Below are 20,903 nucleotides of genomic sequence, written 5' to 3'. Positions count from 1 at the left end.
TTTGTCGGCCGAAATCAGCGTTTCTGGCCGTCCAGCTTGGCCAGCAGCGCCGATTTCGTCTTCCGGTCGACGAACGCCGCCTCGATCGCGGTGCGGGTCATCGCCGCCAGCGCCTTCTCGTCCATGCCGAAATGCTCGGCGGCGATGTCGTATTCGCGCTTCAGGCTGGTCCAGAAATAGGGCGGGTCGTCCGAGTTCAGCGTCACCTTGCAGCCGGCGCTGCGCAGCCGCGTGAAAGGATGCTCGGCAAAGCTGCCGAACACCTTGAGCGCCACGTTCGAGCCGGGGCAGATCTCGAGCACGATGCCCTCGTCGGCGATGCGCCTGACCAGGTCGGGGTTCTCGATGGCGCGCACGCCGTGGCCGATGCGCGAGGGGCGGATGTGGTCGAGCGCTGCCTGAACGCTTTCCCAGCCCAGCAGTTCGCCGGCATGGATGGTGATGCCCAGCCCCGCCTCGCGGGCGATCTCGAAGGCGCGCACATAGTCCTCGAAGTCGCCCATGCGCTCGTCGCCGGCGACGCCGAAGCCGGTCACCAGCGGATGGTCGCACTTGGCGGCAAAGCGCGCCGCCGCCTCGATCGAATCGACCCCGACATGGCGCACGCCGGTGACGATCATGCGGCCCTCGATGCCGGTCTTGGCCTTGGCCCGCTCCATGCCTTCGCCCAGCGCGTCGGTGTAGGCCTTGGGCGTGAGCCCGGCCTTGATCGCATGGTCCGGCGAGGTGAAGACCTCGGAATAGATCGCCCCGTCGCGGGCGAGGCTGGTCAGGTAGTGCTCGGAAAGCCGGGCATAATCCTCTTCCGTGCGGAACAGGTCGGCGGCGAAGTCATAGGCGGCGAGGAACGAGGTGAAGTCGTTCCATACGAAAGAGCCGTTCTGGATGAAGGGAGAGTGATCCTTGCCGTATTTCTGCGCCTGACGGATTACGAGTTCGGGAGCGGCCGCGCCTTCTATGTGGCAGTGCAGCTCGGCTTTCAATGGCATATGTTATTCCTCGTCCTCTCGGCGCGGGCGCGGCTGAAAACCGCGCCTCAGACAATAGCGCCGGCTGGTGTGATCGGCTATGGTCCCGCCGGATTTGATTGGACAAGAAAATGTCAGAACAACGGACGACGGCCGCCGGCGGCATGGAAACTTCGTATGGTTTCCGCAATGTCGGCGCGGCCGAGAAGCAGGGCCTGGTCAACGAGGTCTTTCACAAGGTCGCCAACCGCTACGACCTGATGAACGACCTGATGTCGGGCGGCCTGCACCGGGTCTGGAAGGATGGCATGGTGGCCTGGCTCAATCCGCCGCGTCGCCCCGGCTGGAAGGTCCTCGACGTGGCCGGCGGCACCGGCGACATCGCCTTCCGCATCATCGATGCCTCGCACGGCAACGCGCACGCCACCGTGCTCGACATCAACGGCTCGATGCTGGCCGTCGGCCGCGAGCGGGCCGAAAAGCGCGGACTTGCCGACCAGACCGACTTCGTCGAGGCCAATGCCGAGGAACTGCCCTTCGCCGACGAGACCTTCGACGCCTACACGGTCGCCTTCGGCATCCGCAACGTGCCGCGCATCGACGTCGCGCTTGCCGAAGCCTGGCGCGTGCTCAAGCCGGGCGGCCGGATCATGGTCCTCGAATTCTCCGAGGTCGACATGCCGCTGCTCGACCGCGTCTACGAGGCCTGGTCGTTCAACGCCATTCCGCGCATCGGCCAGGCCGTCACCGGCGAAGCCGAGCCCTATTCCTATCTGGTCGAATCGATCCGCAAATTCCCCAATCAGCAGAATTTTGCCGCGATGATGACCCGCGCCGGATTCGATCGCGTCTCCTTCCGCAACTATACCGGCGGCATCGCGGCCCTGCATTCGGGCTGGAAGCTTTGACGGACGGCGCACGATGAGCAGTATCGGGGCGTCTTTCCGGCTCGCCCGCGCCGGCTGGATCATGGTGCGCGAGGGCGTGGTCGCGGCATTGCCGGGCGACCAGCTCGACGGCCTGCCCAGGTTCGGATGGCGGGTGGCGAAGCTGTTGACCCGCCGCCGCGCCCGCACCAAGCAGCGCAGCGACCGCCTCGCCAACGCCATCGCCCGCCTCGGTCCGTCCTACGTCAAGCTCGGCCAGTTCCTGGCCACCCGTCCAGACGTCGTCGGCGACGAGATCGCGCTCGACCTGGCGCTGCTTCAGGACAGCATGGCGACCTTTCCGATGCCGGAAGCCGTTTCCGCCATCGAGGGTTCGCTCGGCCGCAAGGTCGAGGACCTCTATCTCCGGATTGGCGAGCCGGTCGCCGCCGCCTCCATCGCCCAGGTCCATCCGGCCGAGGTGGCGACCGCCGACGGCGTGCGCAAGGTCGCGGTCAAGGTCATCCGGCCCGGCGTGCGCAAGCGCTTCTTCCAGGATCTCGAAAGCTATTTCCTCGCCGCCAGGCTGCAGGAACGCTACATCCCGTCGAGCCGCCGCCTGCGCCCGGTCCAGGTCACCGAGACGCTGGCCCAGACCACCAAGGTCGAGATGGATTTCCGCCTCGAGGCCGCCGCCTATTCCGAGCTCGGCGAGAACACCAGGGAGGATCCGGGCTTCCGCGTGCCGTCGATCGACTGGGAGCGCACCGGCCGCGACGTGCTCACGATGGAGTGGATCGACGGGATCAAGCTCAACGACATCGAGGGCCTGCGCGCCGCCAACCACGACCTGAAGGCGATTGCCGCGACGCTGGTCCAGTCCTTCCTCCGGCACACGCTGCGCGACGGCTTCTTCCATGCCGACATGCACCCGGGCAACATGTTCGTCGACGCCAAGGGCGAGATCGTCGCCGTCGACCTCGGCATCTCGGGCCGCCTCGGCAAGAAGGAGCGCCGTTTCCTCGCCGAGATCCTCTACGGCTTCATCACCCGCGACTATACCCGCGTCGCCGAGGTGCATTTCGAGGCCGGCTACGTGCCGCGCAGGCACGACGTCGCGGCCTTCGCCCAGGCCATCCGCGCCATCGGCGAGCCGATCCACGGCCAGCCGGCCGAGACCATCTCCATGGCCAAGCTCCTGACCCTCTTGTTCGAGGTCACCGAACTGTTCGACATGGAGACGCGGCCGGAACTGGTGCTGCTGCAGAAGACCATGGTCGTGGTCGAGGGCGTCGCCCGCTCGCTCGATCCCGCCTTCAACATGTGGAAGACCGCCGAGCCGGTGGTCGGCCACTGGATCGCCGGCAATCTCGGCCCGCGCGGCTTGCTCGTCGACGCCCGCGACGGCCTTGGCGCGCTGCTTTCGTTGGCCCGCCAGGCACCCGATCTCTCGGCCCGCGCCGAGCGCCTGTCGCGCGAGATCGACGCCATGGCCGAGAACGGCCTGCGCTTCGACCAGGACACTGCCCACGCCATCGGCAAGGCCGAGGCCCGCCACACCCGCTCCGGCCGCATCGCGCTGTGGGTGATCGCGCTGACGCTGCTCTACATCGCCTGGAAGCTGCTCTGACCGCTGGCCCGTTGTTTGACGCAAATGCTGTCAATGACTACATTGCAGTCAATGAGAGCACGGAGGCGTCATGGCCACGCTCACCATCAGAAATGTTCCCGACCATGTGAAACAGGCCTTGCGCGTGAAGGCTGCGCAGAATGGCAACTCGCTCGAGGAAGCCCTCCGGCAAATGTTGTCGGTTGAGGTGGCCGCGCAGCACGCGCCTGCATCCCGTATCAGCGCCGACGAAATCATGCGCCGCGCCGCTGAACTTGAAGCCGACGAGCCGACCGACAATCGCTACAAACACTTCTCGCAGAAGGAATTGAGCGACTTGATCTGCGGCGAGTATGACGGGCTGTGATGGTCATAGACACTTCGGCCATCGTTGCCATTGCGCGCCGTGAGCCCGAGGCCCTTGCGTTCAGCAGGATGCTGGCACTGACACCGGGCAAGCTGATGGCCGTTCCGACCTATCTCGAATGTGTCTTCGTTTTGGCCGGCATCGCGCCGACCAAGGGGCTCATGTTTCTGCGGGACTTGGTTTCCGACACGCTGATCACGCTCGTTCCCTTCGGCGAACAGGAACTGGAGGCCGCGATCGCCGCGCGGGTGCAGTACAGCCGCGGCTCCGGGCACGTAGCGAAGCTCAACTTCGGCGACTGCTTCGCCTACGCACTCGCCAAAACCCGAAACGTGCCTTTGCTTTTCAAAGGCGACGATTTCATCCATACCGACATCGAGCCGGCACTCAAGCCGGCCTGAGACCACGGCGGACCTGGCATGTTCCTTTCCGGCAAGCGCATCCTGCTCATCATCGGCGGCGGCATCGCGGCCTACAAGTCGCTCGACCTGATCCGCCGCCTGCGCGAGCGGGGTGCTTCGGTGCGGGCGATCATGACATCCGCCGCCCAGGAGTTCATCACGCCGCTGTCGGTCGGCGCGCTCACCGCCGACCACGTCTTCACCGATCTCTTCGACCGCCAGGACGAGCAGGATGTCGGCCATATCCGGCTGGCCCGCGAGGCCGACCTGATCGTCGTCGCCCCCGCCACTGCCGACCTGATGGCCAAGCTCGCCAACGGCCATGCCTCCGACCTCGCCTCCGCCGTGCTGCTCGCCACCGACAAGAAGGTGCTGTTCGCGCCGGCCATGAACCCGAAGATGTGGTCGCATCCGGCGACACGCCGCAACCGCGCCACCCTCGAAAAGGATGGCGTCACCTTCATCGGCCCGATGAAGGGCGAGATGGCCGAGAGCAACGAGGCCGGCGAAGGCCGCATGGCCGAGCCGCTGCAGATCGTCGGTGCCATCGAGGAGTTGCTCGACGCAAGGCCGAAGCCGCTGTCGGGCCGCAAGATCGTCATCACCTCGGGCCCGACGCACGAGCCCATCGATCCCGTGCGCTACATCGCCAACCGTTCGTCCGGCAAGCAGGGCCACGCGCTTGCCGCTTCGCTCGCCCGGCTCGGCGCCGACGTTCGCCTGGTCTCCGGCCCGGTCACCATTGCCGACCCCGCCGGCGTGAAGACCGTGCATGTCGAGAGCGCGCGCGAGATGCGCGACGCCGTCGAGCAACTGCTGCCGGCCGATGCCGCCGTCTTCGTCGCCGCCGTCGCCGACTGGCGCACCGCCGCTTCCGCCGACGAGAAGATCAAGAAGGTGGCGGGCGAGGGGCCGCCTGCGCTGCAGATGGTCGAGAACCCCGACATCCTCGCCGGCGTCGGCCATCATGCCAAGCGGCCCTATCTGGTCGTCGGCTTTGCCGCGGAAACCCAGGACGTGCTCAAGAACGCCCAGGCCAAGTTGGCCAAAAAAGGCGCCGACTTCATCGTCGCCAACGACGTCAGCCACGAGGGCGGCGTCATGGGCGGCGACCGCAACCGCGTGAAGATCGTGAGCCAAGCCGGCGTCGACGAATGGCCCGATTTGCCCAAGGAAGAAGTCGCCGAGCGGCTTGCCCAGTTGATCGCCGAGAAGCTCAAGACGATCACTGTCTGAGCGGTGTTTCGGCTGTGAAAACATAGTGTTCACCGGATGGCGGCTTGGCCGCTTCGCGCCTGCGTGCGACATCGAAAGCCCACCCATCCGGAGTTCCATCGGAAATGAAGCTTTTCTACATGCCCGGCGCCTGCTCGCTGGCCCCGCACATCGTCGCCAACGAGGCCGGCATCGACCTCGAACTCGTCAAGGTCGACGGCAAGACCAAGACCACCGAAACCCAGCAGGATTTCCTCGCCACCAATCCCAACGGCTACGTGCCGGCGCTGGTCCTCGGCGACGGCGAACTGATGACTGAATCTTCCGTCCTGGTGCAGTACCTCGCCGACCAGAAGCCCGAGAGCGGCCTGATGCCCAAGGCCGGCGACATGGCGCGCTACCGCGTCCAGCAGTGGCTGGCCTTCGTCGCCACCGAACTGCACAAGGTCTTCGGCGCCTTCTTCAAGCCCAACACGCCCGAGGCCACCAAGGAGATCAACCGCGAGCTGCTCGCAAGGCGCCTCGCCTATGTCGACGGCAAGCTCGAAGGCCGCTCCTACCTGATGGGCGACGTCTTCACCGCCGCCGACGCCTATCTCTGGACGATCCTCGGCTGGGCCAGGCATGTCGGCATCGACCTGACTTCTTTCGCCAACATCCAGCGCTACCTCGGCACCGTGGCCGCCCGCCCGGCCGTTCAGAAGGCGCTGCGCGCCGAAGGCCTGGCCTGATCCCTGCGATCTCCGGGGCTGACGCGGCGGTTCCGAACCTGACGACAAGACGGCCCTCAGGCATCCGCCCGGGGGCCGTTTTCTTTATGCAATTCCTATTTCTTTCAGGGCGCCGCTCTCTCGAACCTTAATGCGGTTCGGCCCCAGATTCCTCCCTGACATCGACAGCCCTGCCGACGACGCCCGCACCGCAGGCGTCGTCGCGTCGTGCATCGATCCAACGCCCGGCCTGCCGGGACGATTTCAGGAAAGGACCACGGAGATGGACATCTTTGTACTCGCCATAGGCGTCGTCTTCTTCGCCATGTGCTTCGCCTACGTCAAAGCCTGCGACATTCTCTGAGGGAGCTCCGATGTTGTTCGACTACATCCTCGGCGGCGGCGTGACCGTGTTCCTGCTCGCCTACCTGACCTACGCGCTCATCCGCCCCGAACGGTTCTGAAGACCGTCCCGCGCATGTTCGGAAAGCTTTTCTCATGACCATCAATGGCTGGCTACAGATCCTCGTCTTCTGCGGGGTCATCATTCTGCTCGTGAAGCCGCTCGGCGGCTATATGTACCGCGTCTTCAACGGCGACCGCACCATCCTCACCCCCGTGCTTGGCCCGGTCGAGCGCCTGCTCTACGGCCTTGCGGGCACCAGCGAACGCGAGGACCAGCACTGGACCGGCTACGCCGCCGCCATGCTCGCCTTCAACGTGGCGGGTTTCCTGCTGCTCTACCTGTTGCAGCGCGTCCAGGGTTCGCTGCCCTTCAACCCGGCCGGCATGACCGCGGTGCCGCCGGAGCTGTCCTTCAACACCGCCGTCAGCTTCATGACCAACACCAACTGGCAGAACTACGGTGGCGAAAGCACCATGTCCTACCTTGTGCAGATGGCCGGCCTGACGGTTCAGAACTTCGTCTCCGCCGCCACCGGCATCGCCATCGGCATGGCGCTGATCCGCGGCTTCGCCCGCGCCTCGGGCAAGTCGATCGGCAATTTCTGGGTCGACCTGACCCGCGCAACCCTCTACGTGCTCTTGCCGCTCTGCATCGTGCTCACGCTCGCCTATGTCTGGCTCGGCGTGCCGCAGACGATCGGCGCCTACGTCACCGCCACCACCGTCGAGGGCGCTGAGCAGACCATCGCGCTTGGGCCGGTCGCCTCGCAGCTTGCCATCAAGATGCTCGGCACCAATGGCGGCGGCTTCTTCAACGCCAACTCGGCGCATCCGTTCGAGAACCCCGACGCCATCTCCAACTTCCTCCAGATGGTGTCGATCTTCGCCATCGGTGCCGCATTCACCAATGTCTTCGGCCGCATGGTCGGCAATCAGCGCCAGGGCTGGGCGATCTTCGCCACCATGGGCATCCTGTTCGTCGCGGGCGTCGCCTTCACCTACTGGGCCGAGGCCGCCGGCAACCCGCTCATCCAGGCGCTCGGCATCGACGGCGGCAACATGGAGGGCAAGGAAGTCCGCTTCGGCGTGGTCCTGTCCTCGCTCTTCGCCGTCGTCACCACGGCCGCCTCCTGCGGCGCGGTCAACGCCATGCACGGCTCGTTCACCGCGCTCGGCGGCCTGATCCCGTTGATCAACATGGAGCTCGGCGAAGTTATCGTCGGCGGCGTCGGCGCCGGCTTCTACGGCATCCTGATGTTCGTCGTCATCGCCATCTTCGTCGCCGGCCTGATGGTCGGCCGCACGCCCGAATATCTCGGCAAGAAGATCGAGGCCAAGGAGGTCAAGATGGCCGTGCTCGCCATCCTGTGCCTGCCGCTGGCCATGCTCGGCTTCACGGCCATCGCCGTGCTGCTGCCCAATGCGGTGGCGTCCATCGGCACGCCCGGCCCGCACGGCTTCTCCGAGATCCTCTATGCCTACACCTCGGGTGCCGCCAACAACGGTTCGGCCTTCGGCGGCCTCACCGGCAACACGCCCTGGTACAACATCACCATCGGCCTCGCCATGCTGATGGGCCGCTTCCTGGTCATCATCCCGGCACTCGCCATCGCCGGCTCGCTGGTCGCCAAGAAGACGGTCCCCGCCTCCGCCGGCACCTTCCCGACCGACAGCACCCTGTTCGTCGGCCTGCTGGCAGGCGTCATCCTCATCGTCGGTGGCCTCACCTTCTTCCCGGCTCTCGCCGTCGGTCCGATCGTCGAACACCTCGCCATGATCGTCGGCCAGGTCTTCTGACGAGCCGCGGATAGAAAGAAATACGGAGTCTCAAAATGAGCACCCATAAACCAGCGGGCATCCTCGACACCCGCATCCTCGTCCCGGCGATAGGTGACGCCTTCCGGAAGCTCGACCCGCGCAAGCTGGCCCGCAACCCGGTCATGTTCGTCGTCGCCGTCGTTTCGCTGCTGACCACCGTGCTGTTCGTCCGGGATCTCGTCAGCGGCACCGGCAACCTCGGCTTCTCGTTCCAGATCATCCTCTGGCTCTGGTTCACCGTGCTGTTCGCCAACTTCGCCGAGGCCGTCGCCGAAGGCCGCGGCAAGGCCCAGGCCGACTCGCTGCGCAAGGCGCGCACCGAAACCCAGGCCAAGCTGCTTGAGGGTGATAGCACCACCTCGTGGAAGCTGGTGCCGGGCACCAGCCTCAAGGTAGGTCAGGTCGTCCTGGTCGAGGCCGGCGACATCATCCCGTCCGACGGCGAGGTCATCGAGGGTGTGGCGTCGGTCAACGAGGCGGCCATCACCGGTGAATCCGCGCCCGTCATCCGCGAATCCGGCGGCGACCGTTCGGCCGTCACCGGCGGCACCCAGGTGCTGTCGGACTGGATCCGCGTCCGCATCACCGCCGCCGCCGGCTCGACCTTCCTCGACCGCATGATCTCGCTGGTCGAGGGCGCCGAGCGCCAGAAGACGCCCAACGAGATCGCGCTCAACATCCTGCTCGCCGGCATGACCCTCATCTTCGTGCTGGCCGTCGCCACCATCCCGAGCTTCGCCACCTATGCCGGCGGCTACATCCCGGTCATCGTGCTGGTCGCGTTGTTCGTGACGCTGATCCCCACCACCATCGGCGCGCTGCTGTCGGCCATCGGCATCGCCGGCATGGACCGTCTCGTCCGCTTCAACGTGCTCGCCATGTCCGGCCGCGCCGTCGAGGCCGCCGGCGACGTCGACACGCTCTTGCTCGACAAGACCGGCACCATCACCCTCGGCAACCGCCAGGCCACCGAGTTCCGCCCGGTCAGGGGCGTGTCCGAGCAGGAACTGGCCGACGCCGCCCAGCTCGCCTCGCTTGCCGACGAGACGCCGGAAGGCCGCTCCATCGTCGTGCTGGCCAAAGAGCGCTACGGCATCCGCGCCCGCGACATGGGCTCGCTGCACGCCCATTTCGTGCCCTTCACCGCCCAGAGCCGAATGAGCGGTGTCGACTTCGACGGCTCGTCCATCCGCAAGGGCGCGGTGGATTCGGTGCTCGCCCATGTCAGGTCGATTGCCGCCTCCGCCTCGGGCATGCCGGCCGACAGCGAAGCCGTGCGCAACATCCAGGCGATCTCGGATGAAATCGCCAAGCTCGGCGGCACGCCGCTCGCCGTTGTCCGCGACGCACGCCTGCTCGGCGTCGTCTACCTCAAGGACATCGTCAAGGGTGGCATCAAGGAGCGCTTCACCGAGCTGCGCCGCATGGGCATCCGTACCGTCATGATCACCGGCGACAACCCGATGACGGCAGCGGCGATTGCCGCCGAAGCCGGCGTCGACGACTTCCTCGCCCAGGCGACGCCCGAGAACAAGCTGGCGCTCATCCGCGAAGAGCAGGCCAAGGGCAAGCTGGTGGCGATGTGCGGTGACGGCACCAACGACGCGCCCGCGCTCGCCCAGGCCGATGTCGGCGTGGCGATGAACACCGGCACGGTCGCTGCCCGCGAGGCCGGCAACATGGTCGACCTCGACAGCGACCCCACCAAGCTCATCGAGATCGTCGAGATCGGCAAGCAGCTGCTGATGACCCGCGGCGCGCTCACCACCTTCTCCATCGCCAACGACATCGCCAAATATTTCGCCATCATCCCGGCGATGTTCCTGGCCTTCTATCCGCAGCTCGGCGCGCTCAACGTCATGGGGCTTTCCACCCCGCAAAGCGCCATCCTGTCGGCCATCATTTTCAATGCGCTGATCATCGTCGCGCTCATCCCGCTATCGCTGCGTGGTGTGAAATACCGCGCCGTCGGTGCTGCCTCGCTGCTGCGCCGCAACATGCTGGTCTACGGCCTCGGCGGCATCGTCGTGCCCTTCATCGGCATCAAGGCCATCGACATGGCGATCACCGCCATCGGCCTCGCATAAGGACGTCTTCCCATGCTGAAGCAATTGAGACCCGCGCTCGTCATGATCGTAGCGCTCACCGCCATCACCGGCCTTGCCTATCCGCTCGGCATGACCGGCATCGCCCAGGTGCTGTTCCCCAAACAGGCAAATGGCAGCCTGATCGAGAAGGACGGCAAGGTGATCGGCTCCGAGCTGATCGGCCAGGCCTTCACGAGCGACCGCTACTTCCGTGGCCGCCCCTCGGCCGCCGGCAACGGCTACAACGCCGCCGCCTCCTCCGGCTCGAACCTCGGCCCGACCAGCGCCAAGCTGATCGACCGCATCAAGGCCGATGCCGAGAAGCTGAAGCAGACCGATCCCGGCGCGCCCATCCCCATCGAGATGGTCACCGCCTCCGGCAGCGGCCTCGACCCGCACGTCTCGCCCGAGGCGGCCTATTTCCAGGTCGCCCGCGTCGCCAAGGCGCGCGGCATGGACGAGGCGGCACCGCGCAAACTGGTCGACAGCCATGTCGAGGATCGCAAGCTCGGCTTCATGGGCGAGCCCGTGGTCAACGTGTTGAAGCTCAACCTGGCGCTCGACGATCTTGCGCCCTGACAACCGGCCGCCGAAGCTATACCTATGTGGGCAAGCTTCGGCGACCACCCATGCAGACAAGGCCTCCTGATGCCGGAAGACATTCGCGAATGGGAAGCCAGGCCTTCTCCCGAGGCGTTGCTTGACAAGGCCGAGCGCGAAACCCGCGGCCGGCTGAAGATCTTCCTCGGTGCTGCCCCCGGAGTCGGCAAGACCTACGAGATGCTGATGTCGGGCCGCGGCCGGCTCGCCGACGGCACCGACGTCGTCATCGGCGTGGTCGAGACCCATGGCCGCCGCGAAACCCAGGCACTGGTCGAAGGCTTCGAGGTTATCCCGCGCAAGGCGGTCGACTACAAGGGCCGCATGCTCGAGGAAATGGACCTCGACGCCATCATCGCGCGCCGGCCGAAGCTGGTGCTGGTCGACGAACTCGCGCATACCAACGCGCCCGGCAGCCGCCATCCCAAGCGCTACCTCGACGTCCAGGAGCTGCTGGGGCAGGGCATCGACGTCTACACCACGCTCAACATCCAGCATGTCGAGAGCCTCAACGACATCGTCGCCCAGATCACGCGCGTCACCGTGCGCGAGACGGTGCCGGACCTGATCATTGACCGCGCCGACGACGTCGAGATCATCGACCTCACCCCCGACGACCTGATCAAGCGCCTGCACGAGGGCAAGGTCTATGTGCCGACCACGGCGCGCCGGGCCATCGAGAACTACTTTTCGCCCGGCAATCTGACTGCGCTGCGCGAACTCGCCCTGCGCCGCACCGCACAGCGCGTCGACGAGCAGCTGCTCACCCACATGCAGGCCCATGCCATCGAGGGGCCGTGGGCCGCCGGCGACCGCGTGCTGGTCGCCGTCGACGAGCATCCGCGCAGCGCCTCGCTGGTGCGCTTCGCCCGCCGCCAGGCCGACCGGCTGCGCTGCCCCTGGGCAGCGCTCCACGTCGAGACCTCGCGCTCGGCCAATCTGGGCGACGCCGACAAGGACAGGCTGGCAGCCACCATGCGGCTCGCCGAACAGCTCGGCGGCGAGGCGGTCACCATCCCCGGCCAGTCGGTGGCAGAGGACATCGTCCGCCATGCCGGAACCCACAACTTCACCCACATCGTCATCGGCAAGCCGTCCAAGCCGCGCTGGCGAGAGCTGTTCGAGGGCTCGGTCACCCACGACCTGATCCGCCAGGCCGGCAACATCTCCGTCCACGTCACCTCGGGCACCGAACAGGACGCGGCCCTTGCCGCCCGCGACGTCAAGACGGCAGCACAGGGGCGGCGTTTCGATCCGTGGCCCTATCTCGTCTCCACGCTTCATGTGGCCGGTGCGCTGGCGGTCGGCTTCCTGCTCGACCAGTTCCTCGACGTGCGCTCCATCACGCTCGTCTTCCTGATGGCGGTGCTGACGTCGGCTGTCACCCTCGGCCTGTGGCCGGCGCTCTATGCCTCGGTGCTCAGCGCGCTCGCCTACAATTTCTTCTTCCTGCCGCCGCTCTACACGCTGACCATCGCCGATCCCGAAAGTGTGGTGGCGCTGGTCTTCTTCCTCATCGTCGCGGTCATAGCGTCGAACCTCACCGGCCGCGTCCAGCGTCAGGCGGCCGCGGCGCGCGAGCGGGCGCGCATGACCGAGGACCTCTATCTGTTTTCGAAGAAGCTCGCCGGCACCGGTACGCTCGACGACGTGCTCTGGGCAACTGCCTTCCAGATCGCCTCGATGCTCAAGGTCCGCGTCGTGCTGCTTCTACCGGAGGAAGGCACGATTGCCGTCAAGGCCGGCTACCCGCCCGACGACACGCTGGTCGACGCCGACATCGCCGCCGCCAAATGGGCCTGGGAGCACAACCGCGCCGCCGGCCGCGGCGCCGACACGCTGCCGGGCGCCAAGCGCCTCTATCTGCCGTTGCGCACCGGCCGCATGGCGGTCGGCGTCGTCGGCCTCGACAACGACCGCCAGGGCCCGATCCTCACGCCCGAGCAGCAGCGCCTGTTCGACGCGCTGGCCGACCAGGCGGCGGTCGCCATCGAGCGTATCCAACTCGTCGCCGACGTCGACCGCGCCCGCCTCGCCGTCGAGGCCGACCGGCTGCGCTCGGCGCTGCTCACCTCGATCTCGCACGACCTCAAGACCCCGCTCGCCGGCATCATGGGCGCGGCGGGCACGCTGCGCGAATTCGGCGGCGCGTTGCCGGAGGAGGGCAGGGCGGAGCTGGTCTCGACCGTGGTCGACGAGTCCGAGCGGCTCAACCGCTTCATCGCCAACCTGCTCGACATGACCAAGATCGAGTCTGGCGCGATGGAGCCCAACTACGCGCTGCATTATCCCGGCGACATCGTCGGCTCGGCGCTGCGCCGCGCCGCCAAGATCACCGCCCGGCACAGGACCGAAGTCGATATGCCGGCCGACCTGCCGATGCTCAGGGTCGACCCGGTGCTGTTCGAACAGGTGCTGTTCAACCTGCTCGACAATGCCGCCAAATATGCGCCCGAGGGATCGCTGATCCGCATTCGCGGCTGGTCCGACCATGGCTCGGTGGTCATCCAGGTGATGGACGAGGGCCCCGGCATCCCGCAGGCCGACCTGGAACGGATCTTCGATACGTTCTATCGGGTGCGCAAGGGCGATCATGTCCGCGCCGGCACCGGCCTCGGCCTGTCGATCTGCCGCGGCTTCGTCGAGGCGATGGGCGGCACGATCGTCGCCTCCAACCGGGGCGACCGGCCGGGCGCGGTCTTTACCATCACCATGCCGGTGCCGGGCGAGGCATCGAAGCTCGAAGGATTGGCATGACCAACGCCGCCGTGAAGATCCTCGTCGTCGACGACGAGCCGCCCATCCGCAAGCTCCTGCGCGTCGGGCTCGGGACCCAGGGCTATGCCATATTCGAGGCGCCCGCGGCCAAGCCGGCGCTTGCCGTTGCCAGGGCGGAACAGCCGGACCTCGTCCTGCTCGATCTCGGCCTGCCCGACATGGCCGGCCACGACCTGCTCGCCGCCTGGCGGGCGGAAGGCATGCAGGCCCCGGTCATCATCCTGTCGAGCCGCACCGACGAGGCCGGCATCGTCAAGGCGCTCGAACTCGGCGCCGACGACTACGTCACAAAACCCTTCGGCATGAACGAGCTCATCGCCCGCATCCGCACTGCGCTGCGCCACCGGCTGCAGCAGCAGGGCGAGAAGCCGGTGTTCCAGACCGGCGAGCTGTCGGTCGACCTGGTCAAGCGCATCGTCAAGGTCGCCGGCCTGGAGGTGAAGCTGTCGCCCAAGGAATACGACATCCTGCGGGCGCTCGTGCAGCATGCCGGCAAGGTGCTCACCCACCGCTTCCTGCTCGAGCATGTCTGGGGCGGTTCGGCCGACGTGCAGTATCTCCGCGTCTACGTCCGCCAGCTCCGCCAGAAGATCGAGAAGACCCCCGACGAGCCGCAATACATCACCACCGAGACCGGCGTCGGCTACCGCCTGCGCGAGGCCGATTGAGGCCGGAGCGTAGCGAGCCCTGAAGGATGCACTCGGCAGCCGGACAGCACGCCCAGAAACACAATCGCCCCCTGCGCGGCTGCGAAGGGGGCGAAGGATCAAGCGTTCGATCTGCTGCGATCAGACGTCGAGGTTGGCGACGCTCAGTGCGTTTTCCTGGATGAAGTCGCGGCGCGGCTCCACCTCGTCGCCCATCAGGCGGGCAAACAGCGAGTCGGCATCCGTCGCGTCCGTCACCTGCACCTTGAGCAGCGAGCGCACGTTCGGGTCGAGCGTGGTCTCCCACAGCTGCTCGGCGTTCATCTCGCCCAGGCCCTTGTAGCGCTGCATGGTCAGGCCCTTGCGGCCCGAGGCGAACACCGCGTCGAGCAAGGCGAGCGGCCCGGCGATTGATTCCGAGTTCTCTTTGCGGCGCAGCACCGGCGGCTGGCTGTAGACCTCGCCGAGGCGGGCCGCGTAGCGGTCGAGCGCGCGCGCGTCGGCCGAGTTGATCAGCGCCATGTCGAGATGCACATGTTCGGTCACGCCGCGCAGCGTGCGTTTGAACACATAGCCGCCAGGGCCTTCGTTGGAGGTCGACACCTCGCCGCTCCAGCCACGCTCGATGTCCTCGGAGATCAGGTCGAGACGCTTGGCGATGGCTTCGGCCATGTTCTTGGCGCGGCCGAGATCGCCGAAGATATCGGGGTTGAGCGCGCCGGCGATCGCCGCCTGCTCGACCACGGGGCGCGAATAGCGCGTGTGCAGCCCGTCCATGAGCATGCGCACGCCGAGCGCGTCGGTCACCGCCGCGCGCAGGTCCTGGCCGACGCGCACCTCGCCGTTGGCGAGTGTCAGCGACGCCTCGTCCAGGCCGACGTCGACCAGATACTCCTCGAAGGCACCCTCGTCCTTCAGGTACTGCGAGCTCTTGCCGCGCGTCACCTTGTAGAGCGGCGGCTGGGCGATGTAGAGGTGCCCGCGCTCGATCAGCTCCGGCATCTGGCGGAAGAAGAACGTCAAAAGCAGCGTGCGGATGTGGGCGCCGTCGACGTCGGCGTCGGTCATGATGATGATCTTGTGGTAGCGCAGCTTGTCGGCGTTGAACTCGTCCTTGCCGATCGAGGTGCCGAGCGCGGTGATCAGCGTGCCGATCATGTCCGACGACAGCATGCGGTCGAAGCGGGCGCGCTCGACGTTCAGGATCTTGCCGCGCAGCGGCAGGATCGCCTGGTTCTGGCGCGACCGGCCGCTCTTGGCCGAACCGCCTGCCGAGTCGCCCTCGACGATGAAGATTTCGGATTTTGCCGGATCGCGCTCCTGGCAGTCGGCGAGCTTGCCGGGCAGCGAGGTAATGTCGAGCACGCCCTTGCGGCGGGTGAGTTCCCGCGCCTTGCGCGCGGCCTCGCGGGCGGCGGCGGCTTCCACCACCTTGCCGACCAGCGTCTTGCCTTCGGCCGGATGCTCTTCCAGCCAGGTGCCGAGCGCCTCGTTGACCAGGCTTTCGACCACCGGGCGCACTTCCGACGACACCAGCTTGTCCTTGGTCTGCGACGAGAATTTGGGATCCGGCACCTTGACCGACAAAACGGCGGTCAGGCCTTCGCGGCAGTCGTCGCCGGTCAGCGTCACCTTTTCCTTCTTGGTCAGGCCGGAGCTTTCGGCATAACCCGTCACCTGGCGCGTCAGCGCGCCACGGAAACCGGCGAGATGCGTGCCGCCGTCGCGCTGCGGGATGTTGTTGGTGAAGGCCAGCACGTTCTCGTGGTAGCTGTCGTTCCACCACATCGCCACTTCGACGGTGATGCCGTCGCGCTCCGCCTTGATGGCGATCGGCTTTTCGATCAGCGGCTTCTTGGCGCGGTCGAGATACTTCACGAATTCGATCAGGCCGCCGTCATAGAGCAGTTCCTGGCTCTTGATGTCGGCGTGGCGCTTGTCGGTCAGCACGATGCGCACGCCCGAGTTCAGGAATGCGAGCTCGCGCAGGCGGTGCTCCAGCGTGTTGTAGTCGAATTCCACCATGGTGAAGGTGTCGGACGAGGGCAGGAAGGTCACTTCCGTGCCGGTCTCGTCGCCGGCCTGGCCGATCACCTTCAGCGGCGCAACCGCATTGCCGTGGCTGAAGGTCATCTCGTGGATCTCGCCCTTGCGGCGGATCTTGAGCTTCAGCCACACCGACAGCGCGTTGACCACCGACACGCCGACGCCGTGCAGGCCGCCCGAAACCTTGTAGGAGTTCTGGTCGAACTTGCCGCCGGCATGCAGCTGGGTCATGATCACCTCGGCGGCGGACACGCCTTCCGAAGGGTGGATGTCGGTCGGGATGCCGCGGCCGTTGTCGGTCACGGTGCACGAGCCGTCCGGGTTCAGCGTCACCGTCACCAGCGTCGCATGGCCGGCCAGCGCCTCGTCGATGGCGTTGTCCACCACCTCGTAGACCATGTGGTGCAGGCCCGAGCCGTCGTCGGTGTCGCCGATATACATGCCCGGCCGCTTGCGGACGGCATCCAAGCCCTTCAAAACCTTGATGGAATCTGCGCCGTACTCGGCCTGCGCGCCGGGAAGGTTCTCGGACTGGTCGCTCATGGAAATCTTTCGTCTGGCTGCCGCGGGAGGACGCGGCAGAATCGGCCCCGAATCGCACGCCCACTAGTCCCCGAGATATAGGGGTTAAGTGTGTCTTTTCCAAGTTTTACGGGGGTTTTGGGCGGGGATAACGGGCTTTGCGAGCCAGCCGCCGCCGCTGTGCGGGCGGCGGTTGCGAGCCTTCGAAATGTGCGTCGCCACTCGGGACTGTCGGCAGCCAAGATCGGTGCGGGGCGGTTGTCGCCCCGTTGTCATGCAGAGCAGTCAGGCAGCCCTGAGCGGCCTGAGCGCCTCGCTCCAGCGATGCAGTTCGTCCAGCATCGTCCTGGCGCTGTCCTTGACCAGGTCGTTGGCCTTGAACTCGCCCTCCTCGTCGAGGTGCTGTGCGAAGGCGGGAATCGCGATCGCCTCGGGGATCGGCATGATCTTCAGCGTCGTCAGCAGCATCTTTTCCGACTGCACCGCGCGCAGGCCGGCCGAGACGCCGCCATAGCTCAGGAAGCCGGCCGGCTTGTAGTTCCACTCGCGCGCCAGGTAGTTGACGGCGTTGACCAGTGCGGGCGCTGCGAAGAAGTTGTATTCCGGCGTCACGAACACGAAGGCGTCGCCGGCCTTGATCGCCTCGGACCATTTCTTCGTGTGTTCGTTCTCATACTGGCCGAGCCTCGGGTGCCTTGGCTCGTCGAAGATCGGCAGGCCGAAGGCCTCGATGTCGGTGATGACGGGCTCGAACTTGCCATGCTCGCGCGCATAGGCATCGAGCCAGCGGGCGAAAACGGGTCCGACGCGGCCGGGGCGGGTGCTGGCCACGACGATGTTGAGCTGGTGTTTCAAGATTTCAGTCCTTGGTGGGCAGGTATCCAATGGTGACCGGCGAGACATAGTCGCCCGGACCCTCCAGTTGCAAGAAGGCACCTTTCGGTAACTGGATCACATTCCGGTAATCTGGCCGGTAATCAGCGCCTTCTTCCCGGCGATCTCGGTCGCGAGAAAATCGGCCACGCCGCGGATCAGCGGGTCGTTGCGCCGGCTCTCGTGCCAGCACAGCCAGAACGGGCTGGGGAAGCTGCCGAGCGCGTCGCACCGCACCAGCAAGGTCGATCCATGCGCGGCAATCGCGGGCAGGGCGGCGAGCCCGAGCCCCGCTTCGGCCGCGGCAAGCAGTCCCGGCAGCGAGTTGGAGCGCAGCGCGATCCGCGCCGGATCGGCTCGCTTTTCCAGCAGCGCCACCGGCCCGGCGGCGGCAATGGCGCCTTCGCCGGCGATGACGGGGAAGCGGGCGATCGCCGCGTCGTTTTCGGGCATGCCCAAGGTCTCGGCCAGCGACCGCGCCATGTAGATCGCCCACACCGAGTCCGGCAGCCTGCGCCGCACGATGTCGTCGCGCTCTCCGGCACCGCCGGCGCGCAGGGCGATGTCGGCCTCGCCCTTGCCGAGGTCGAGCCTGTCGTCCGTGGAAATGATCTCGGTGGCGATCTCGGGAAAGGCCGTCCGCAGCCTGGACATGGCGGGCGCCAGCAGCAGGCGCGCCGCCAGTTCCGTTCCCGTGATCCTGATCTTGCCCGACAATGCCCGCTTGCGCGCCGCGACCTTCTCTTCGAGCCGCGCGACCGCCTCCTCCGTCGCCCTGGCGAGGTCGAGCACGGCGCGCCCTTCCTCCGTCGCCACGTAGCCGGTCTGCCGGCGGTGGAACAGCTCGATGCCGAGCGCGTCCTCCAGCACCTTGATCCGCCGGGCTACGGTCGTCTGGTTGACGCCGAGCGCGCCCGCCGCCTTCAGCGTCGATCCGTGGCGGGCGGTGGCGATCAGGTAGCGCAGGTCGTTCCAGTCGAACATCGCCGCATTCTGCACTTTCGCAGAACCGTTCTGCAAGTGGCGCACTGCCCGGCGGCGCACAGTCGCGATAGACCGGCCCGAACCCGCACGATCTCGGGCGCCGCAATGCGCCCCTGCCATCCTCTCATGGAGCCCGTCGCATGCTGAGCCAGACCCCCGCCAAGACCGTCGTGCGCGCCTATGTCGAGGCGATGAACGCCAGCGATTTTTCTGCCCTCGCCTCCCTGTTCGCGCCCGACGCCGTTATCCACGGGGTGCTCGGTCACGGCACGCTCGACTTTGCGCTACCGATCTGGCGCGAGCTGCACGAGTGCCTGGCGATGCGCCTCGATGTCCTCGACATGGCCGAGGAAGGCGACAACGTCGTCGTCCGTTTCCGCGAGACCGGCAAGGCGGTGCTCCCCTTTCGCGGCATGCCGGCCACCGGCAGGAGCTTCGAGCTGACGGCGATCGAATGGTTCACCGTCGTCGGCGGCCGCATCACCCAGCGCTGGGGCATCCGCGACAGCGGCCACCAGGCCCGCCAGCTCGGCTGGAGCGCCTGAGCGCCGTTCGGCCGCATGGACGCCCGCTTGTCGCGTAACTACATTGTAGGAACCAGCGGAGCCGTCCATGGACACCAATCCAGCCCCCTTCGTGCCGCCAGCGCCCGTGCCGCGCACCACGCCGCCGTCGACGCTGGAGATGATGCGCATCGTCTACCGAAATCCGCTCGAGCTGTGGGGCGAGCCCTCCTACAACGAACCCTGGATCTCGGTGTCGGGCATCGGCGGGCCGCTGGTCATCGCCAACGATCCCGGCCTCATCCGCCACGTGCTGGTCGACAACGCCAAAAACTACAAGATGGCGACCGTCCGCCAGATGATCCTGCGCCCGATCCTGCGCGACGGGCTGCTGACCGCCGAGGGCGACGTCTGGAAGCGCTCGCGCAAGGCCATGGCGCCGGTCTTCACCCCGCGCAACATCTTCGGCTTCGCCCGGCCGATGCTTGCCCGCACGCTCGACTTCGTCAAACGCTACGACGATGCCGCCGGCCCGGTCGATGTCGCCCAGGACATGACCTTGCTCACCTACGAGGTCCTCGCCGAGACGCTGTTCTCCGGCGAGATCGCCGGCGAGGCGGGCAGCTTCGGCCACGAGATCGACCGGTTGTTCGAGACCATGGGCCGCGTCGACCCGCTCGACCTGCTGCGCGCGCCCGAATGGCTGCCGCGCATCACCCGCATCCGCGGCCGCAAGACCATGGCCTACTTCCGCAAGATCGTCACCGATACGGTGGCGATGCGCAGCGACAGGCTGGCCCGCGATCCCGCCGGCGCGCCGCAGGATTTTTTGACCCTCTTGCTCCGCGCTGAAGGCCCCGATGGCCTCTCGCGCCAGGAGATCGAGGACAACATCATCACCTTCATCGGCGCCGGCCACGAGACCACGGCCCGCGCGCTCGGCTGGACCATCTACTGCCTCGCCGAGGCCACCTGGGAGCGCGAGCGCATCGAGCGCGAGGTCGACGCGGTGCTGGCGCGAGAGCCCGACCCGGTGAAATGGCTCGACGCCATGCCGCTCACCCGCGCCGCCTTCGAAGAGGCGCTCCGGCTCTATCCGCCGGCGCCGTCGATCAACCGCGAGCCGATCGCCGACGACGAGTACAAGGGGCTGAAGATCCCGCGGAAAGCCCAGGTGCTGGTCATGCCCTGGACTGTCCATCGCCACCGCAAGCTCTGGGACAAGCCGGAAGCCTTCATGCCCGAGCGCTTCCACCCCGAGAACAGGGACAGGATCGACCGCTACCAGTACCTGCCTTTCGGCGCCGGTCCGCGCGTCTGCATCGGCGCGAGCTTCGCCATGCAGGAGGCGATCATCGCGCTCGCCGTCATGCTGTCGCGCTACCGTTTCGACGTGCTGCCCGAAACCAAGCCCTGGCCGGTGCAGAAGCTCACCACCCAGCCGCAGGGCGGCCTGCCGATGCGGGTGACGCGGCGCTGAGCCTGAAAGTCGGTCGCCGCAGCC

General features: G+C 66.7%; 19 protein-coding genes. 15 read left to right on the top strand and 4 right to left on the bottom strand.

What is annotated here, in order from left to right; all coding sequences use genetic code 11:
• Window positions 1-14: 14 nt before the first annotated feature.
• Complete coding sequence (locus PV773_RS21750; RefSeq protein ID WP_347968369.1) at window positions 15-989, bottom strand: adenosine deaminase; 975 nt, start codon at window positions 987-989, stop codon at window positions 15-17.
• A 110-nt stretch (window positions 990-1,099) separates the two neighbouring features.
• On the opposite strand from PV773_RS21750, the gene ubiE reads away from it, so the two are divergent.
• The 13 genes from ubiE (at window position 1,100) to PV773_RS21685 (ending at window position 14,492) form a co-directional block, all read left to right on the top strand.
• Window positions 1,100-1,876, top strand: coding sequence for a bifunctional demethylmenaquinone methyltransferase/2-methoxy-6-polyprenyl-1,4-benzoquinol methylase UbiE (gene ubiE / locus PV773_RS21745; protein ID WP_347968368.1), 777 nt, complete (start codon window positions 1,100-1,102; stop codon window positions 1,874-1,876).
• Between the two features lie 13 nt (window positions 1,877-1,889).
• Window positions 1,890-3,464, top strand: coding sequence for a 2-polyprenylphenol 6-hydroxylase (gene ubiB / locus PV773_RS21740; protein WP_347968367.1), 1,575 nt, complete (start codon window positions 1,890-1,892; stop codon window positions 3,462-3,464).
• Window positions 3,465-3,534: 70 nt separating this feature from the next.
• Window positions 3,535-3,810, top strand: coding sequence for a hypothetical protein (locus PV773_RS21735; RefSeq protein WP_347968366.1), 276 nt, complete (start codon window positions 3,535-3,537; stop codon window positions 3,808-3,810).
• A complete protein-coding gene (locus PV773_RS21730; protein ID WP_347968388.1) occupies window positions 3,810-4,211 on the top strand; it encodes a type II toxin-antitoxin system VapC family toxin in 402 nt (133 codons plus the stop codon). Before PV773_RS21735 ends, PV773_RS21730 begins: the two co-directional genes overlap by 1 nt.
• 18 nt (window positions 4,212-4,229) lie before the next feature.
• Window positions 4,230-5,447: a bifunctional phosphopantothenoylcysteine decarboxylase/phosphopantothenate--cysteine ligase CoaBC gene (gene coaBC / locus PV773_RS21725; protein WP_347968365.1), complete on the top strand. Its 1,218-nt coding sequence runs from the start codon at window positions 4,230-4,232 to the stop codon at window positions 5,445-5,447.
• Between the two features lie 104 nt (window positions 5,448-5,551).
• Window positions 5,552-6,157, top strand: coding sequence for a glutathione transferase GstA (gene gstA, locus PV773_RS21720; RefSeq protein WP_347968364.1), 606 nt, complete (start codon window positions 5,552-5,554; stop codon window positions 6,155-6,157).
• A gap of 130 nt (window positions 6,158-6,287) precedes the next feature.
• Window positions 6,288-6,500 carry a hypothetical protein gene (locus PV773_RS21715; protein ID WP_347968363.1) on the top strand — a complete coding sequence of 71 codons (213 nt, stop codon included), beginning with the start codon at window positions 6,288-6,290 and terminating at the stop codon, window positions 6,498-6,500.
• A gap of 10 nt (window positions 6,501-6,510) precedes the next feature.
• Complete coding sequence (gene kdpF, locus PV773_RS21710) at window positions 6,511-6,600, top strand: K(+)-transporting ATPase subunit F (RefSeq protein WP_340036012.1); 90 nt, start codon at window positions 6,511-6,513, stop codon at window positions 6,598-6,600.
• Window positions 6,601-6,634: 34 nt separating this feature from the next.
• Window positions 6,635-8,338 carry a potassium-transporting ATPase subunit KdpA gene (gene kdpA / locus PV773_RS21705; RefSeq protein WP_347968362.1) on the top strand — a complete coding sequence of 568 codons (1,704 nt, stop codon included), beginning with the start codon at window positions 6,635-6,637 and terminating at the stop codon, window positions 8,336-8,338.
• A gap of 35 nt (window positions 8,339-8,373) precedes the next feature.
• Window positions 8,374-10,446, top strand: a complete 2,073-nt coding sequence (gene kdpB, locus PV773_RS21700) for a potassium-transporting ATPase subunit KdpB (protein ID WP_347968361.1) — start codon at window positions 8,374-8,376, stop codon at window positions 10,444-10,446.
• Window positions 10,447-10,458: 12 nt separating this feature from the next.
• Window positions 10,459-11,025 (top strand): potassium-transporting ATPase subunit KdpC, encoded by a 567-nt coding sequence (gene kdpC, locus PV773_RS21695; RefSeq protein ID WP_347968360.1) that lies wholly within the window; start codon window positions 10,459-10,461, stop codon window positions 11,023-11,025.
• Window positions 11,026-11,094: 69 nt separating this feature from the next.
• On the top strand, window positions 11,095-13,803 hold the full coding sequence (locus PV773_RS21690; protein ID WP_347968359.1) for a sensor histidine kinase KdpD: 2,709 nt from the start codon (window positions 11,095-11,097) through the stop codon (window positions 13,801-13,803).
• Window positions 13,800-14,492 (top strand): response regulator transcription factor, encoded by a 693-nt coding sequence (locus tag PV773_RS21685; RefSeq protein ID WP_347968358.1) that lies wholly within the window; start codon window positions 13,800-13,802, stop codon window positions 14,490-14,492. Before PV773_RS21690 ends, PV773_RS21685 begins: the two co-directional genes overlap by 4 nt.
• Before the next feature lie 120 nt (window positions 14,493-14,612).
• On the opposite strand, the gene gyrB is transcribed toward PV773_RS21685, so the two are convergent.
• The 3 genes from gyrB to PV773_RS21670 all read right to left on the bottom strand — a co-directional run bounded on the left by gyrB (window position 14,613) and on the right by PV773_RS21670 (window position 18,896).
• On the bottom strand, window positions 14,613-17,060 hold the full coding sequence (gene gyrB, locus PV773_RS21680; RefSeq protein ID WP_347968357.1) for a DNA topoisomerase (ATP-hydrolyzing) subunit B: 2,448 nt from the start codon (window positions 17,058-17,060) through the stop codon (window positions 14,613-14,615).
• 264 nt (window positions 17,061-17,324) lie between these two features.
• A complete protein-coding gene (locus tag PV773_RS21675; RefSeq protein WP_347968356.1) occupies window positions 17,325-17,894 on the bottom strand; it encodes an NADPH-dependent FMN reductase in 570 nt (189 codons plus the stop codon).
• A 96-nt stretch (window positions 17,895-17,990) separates the two neighbouring features.
• Window positions 17,991-18,896, bottom strand: a complete 906-nt coding sequence (locus tag PV773_RS21670) for a LysR family transcriptional regulator (protein ID WP_347968355.1) — start codon at window positions 18,894-18,896, stop codon at window positions 17,991-17,993.
• A gap of 140 nt (window positions 18,897-19,036) precedes the next feature.
• Here PV773_RS21670 and PV773_RS21665 point away from each other — a divergent pair, with 140 nt between their 5' ends.
• On the top strand, window positions 19,037-19,441 hold the full coding sequence (locus tag PV773_RS21665) for a nuclear transport factor 2 family protein (RefSeq protein ID WP_347968354.1): 405 nt from the start codon (window positions 19,037-19,039) through the stop codon (window positions 19,439-19,441).
• A gap of 67 nt (window positions 19,442-19,508) precedes the next feature.
• Complete coding sequence (locus PV773_RS21660; protein WP_347968353.1) at window positions 19,509-20,879, top strand: cytochrome P450; 1,371 nt, start codon at window positions 19,509-19,511, stop codon at window positions 20,877-20,879.
• The last annotated feature ends 24 nt before the right edge of the window (window positions 20,880-20,903 follow it).

The organism is Mesorhizobium sp. CC13 (assembly GCF_039907765.1).
GTDB lineage: Bacteria > Pseudomonadota > Alphaproteobacteria > Rhizobiales > Rhizobiaceae > Aminobacter.
This window is presented reverse-complemented; position numbering and strand designations above follow the sequence as displayed.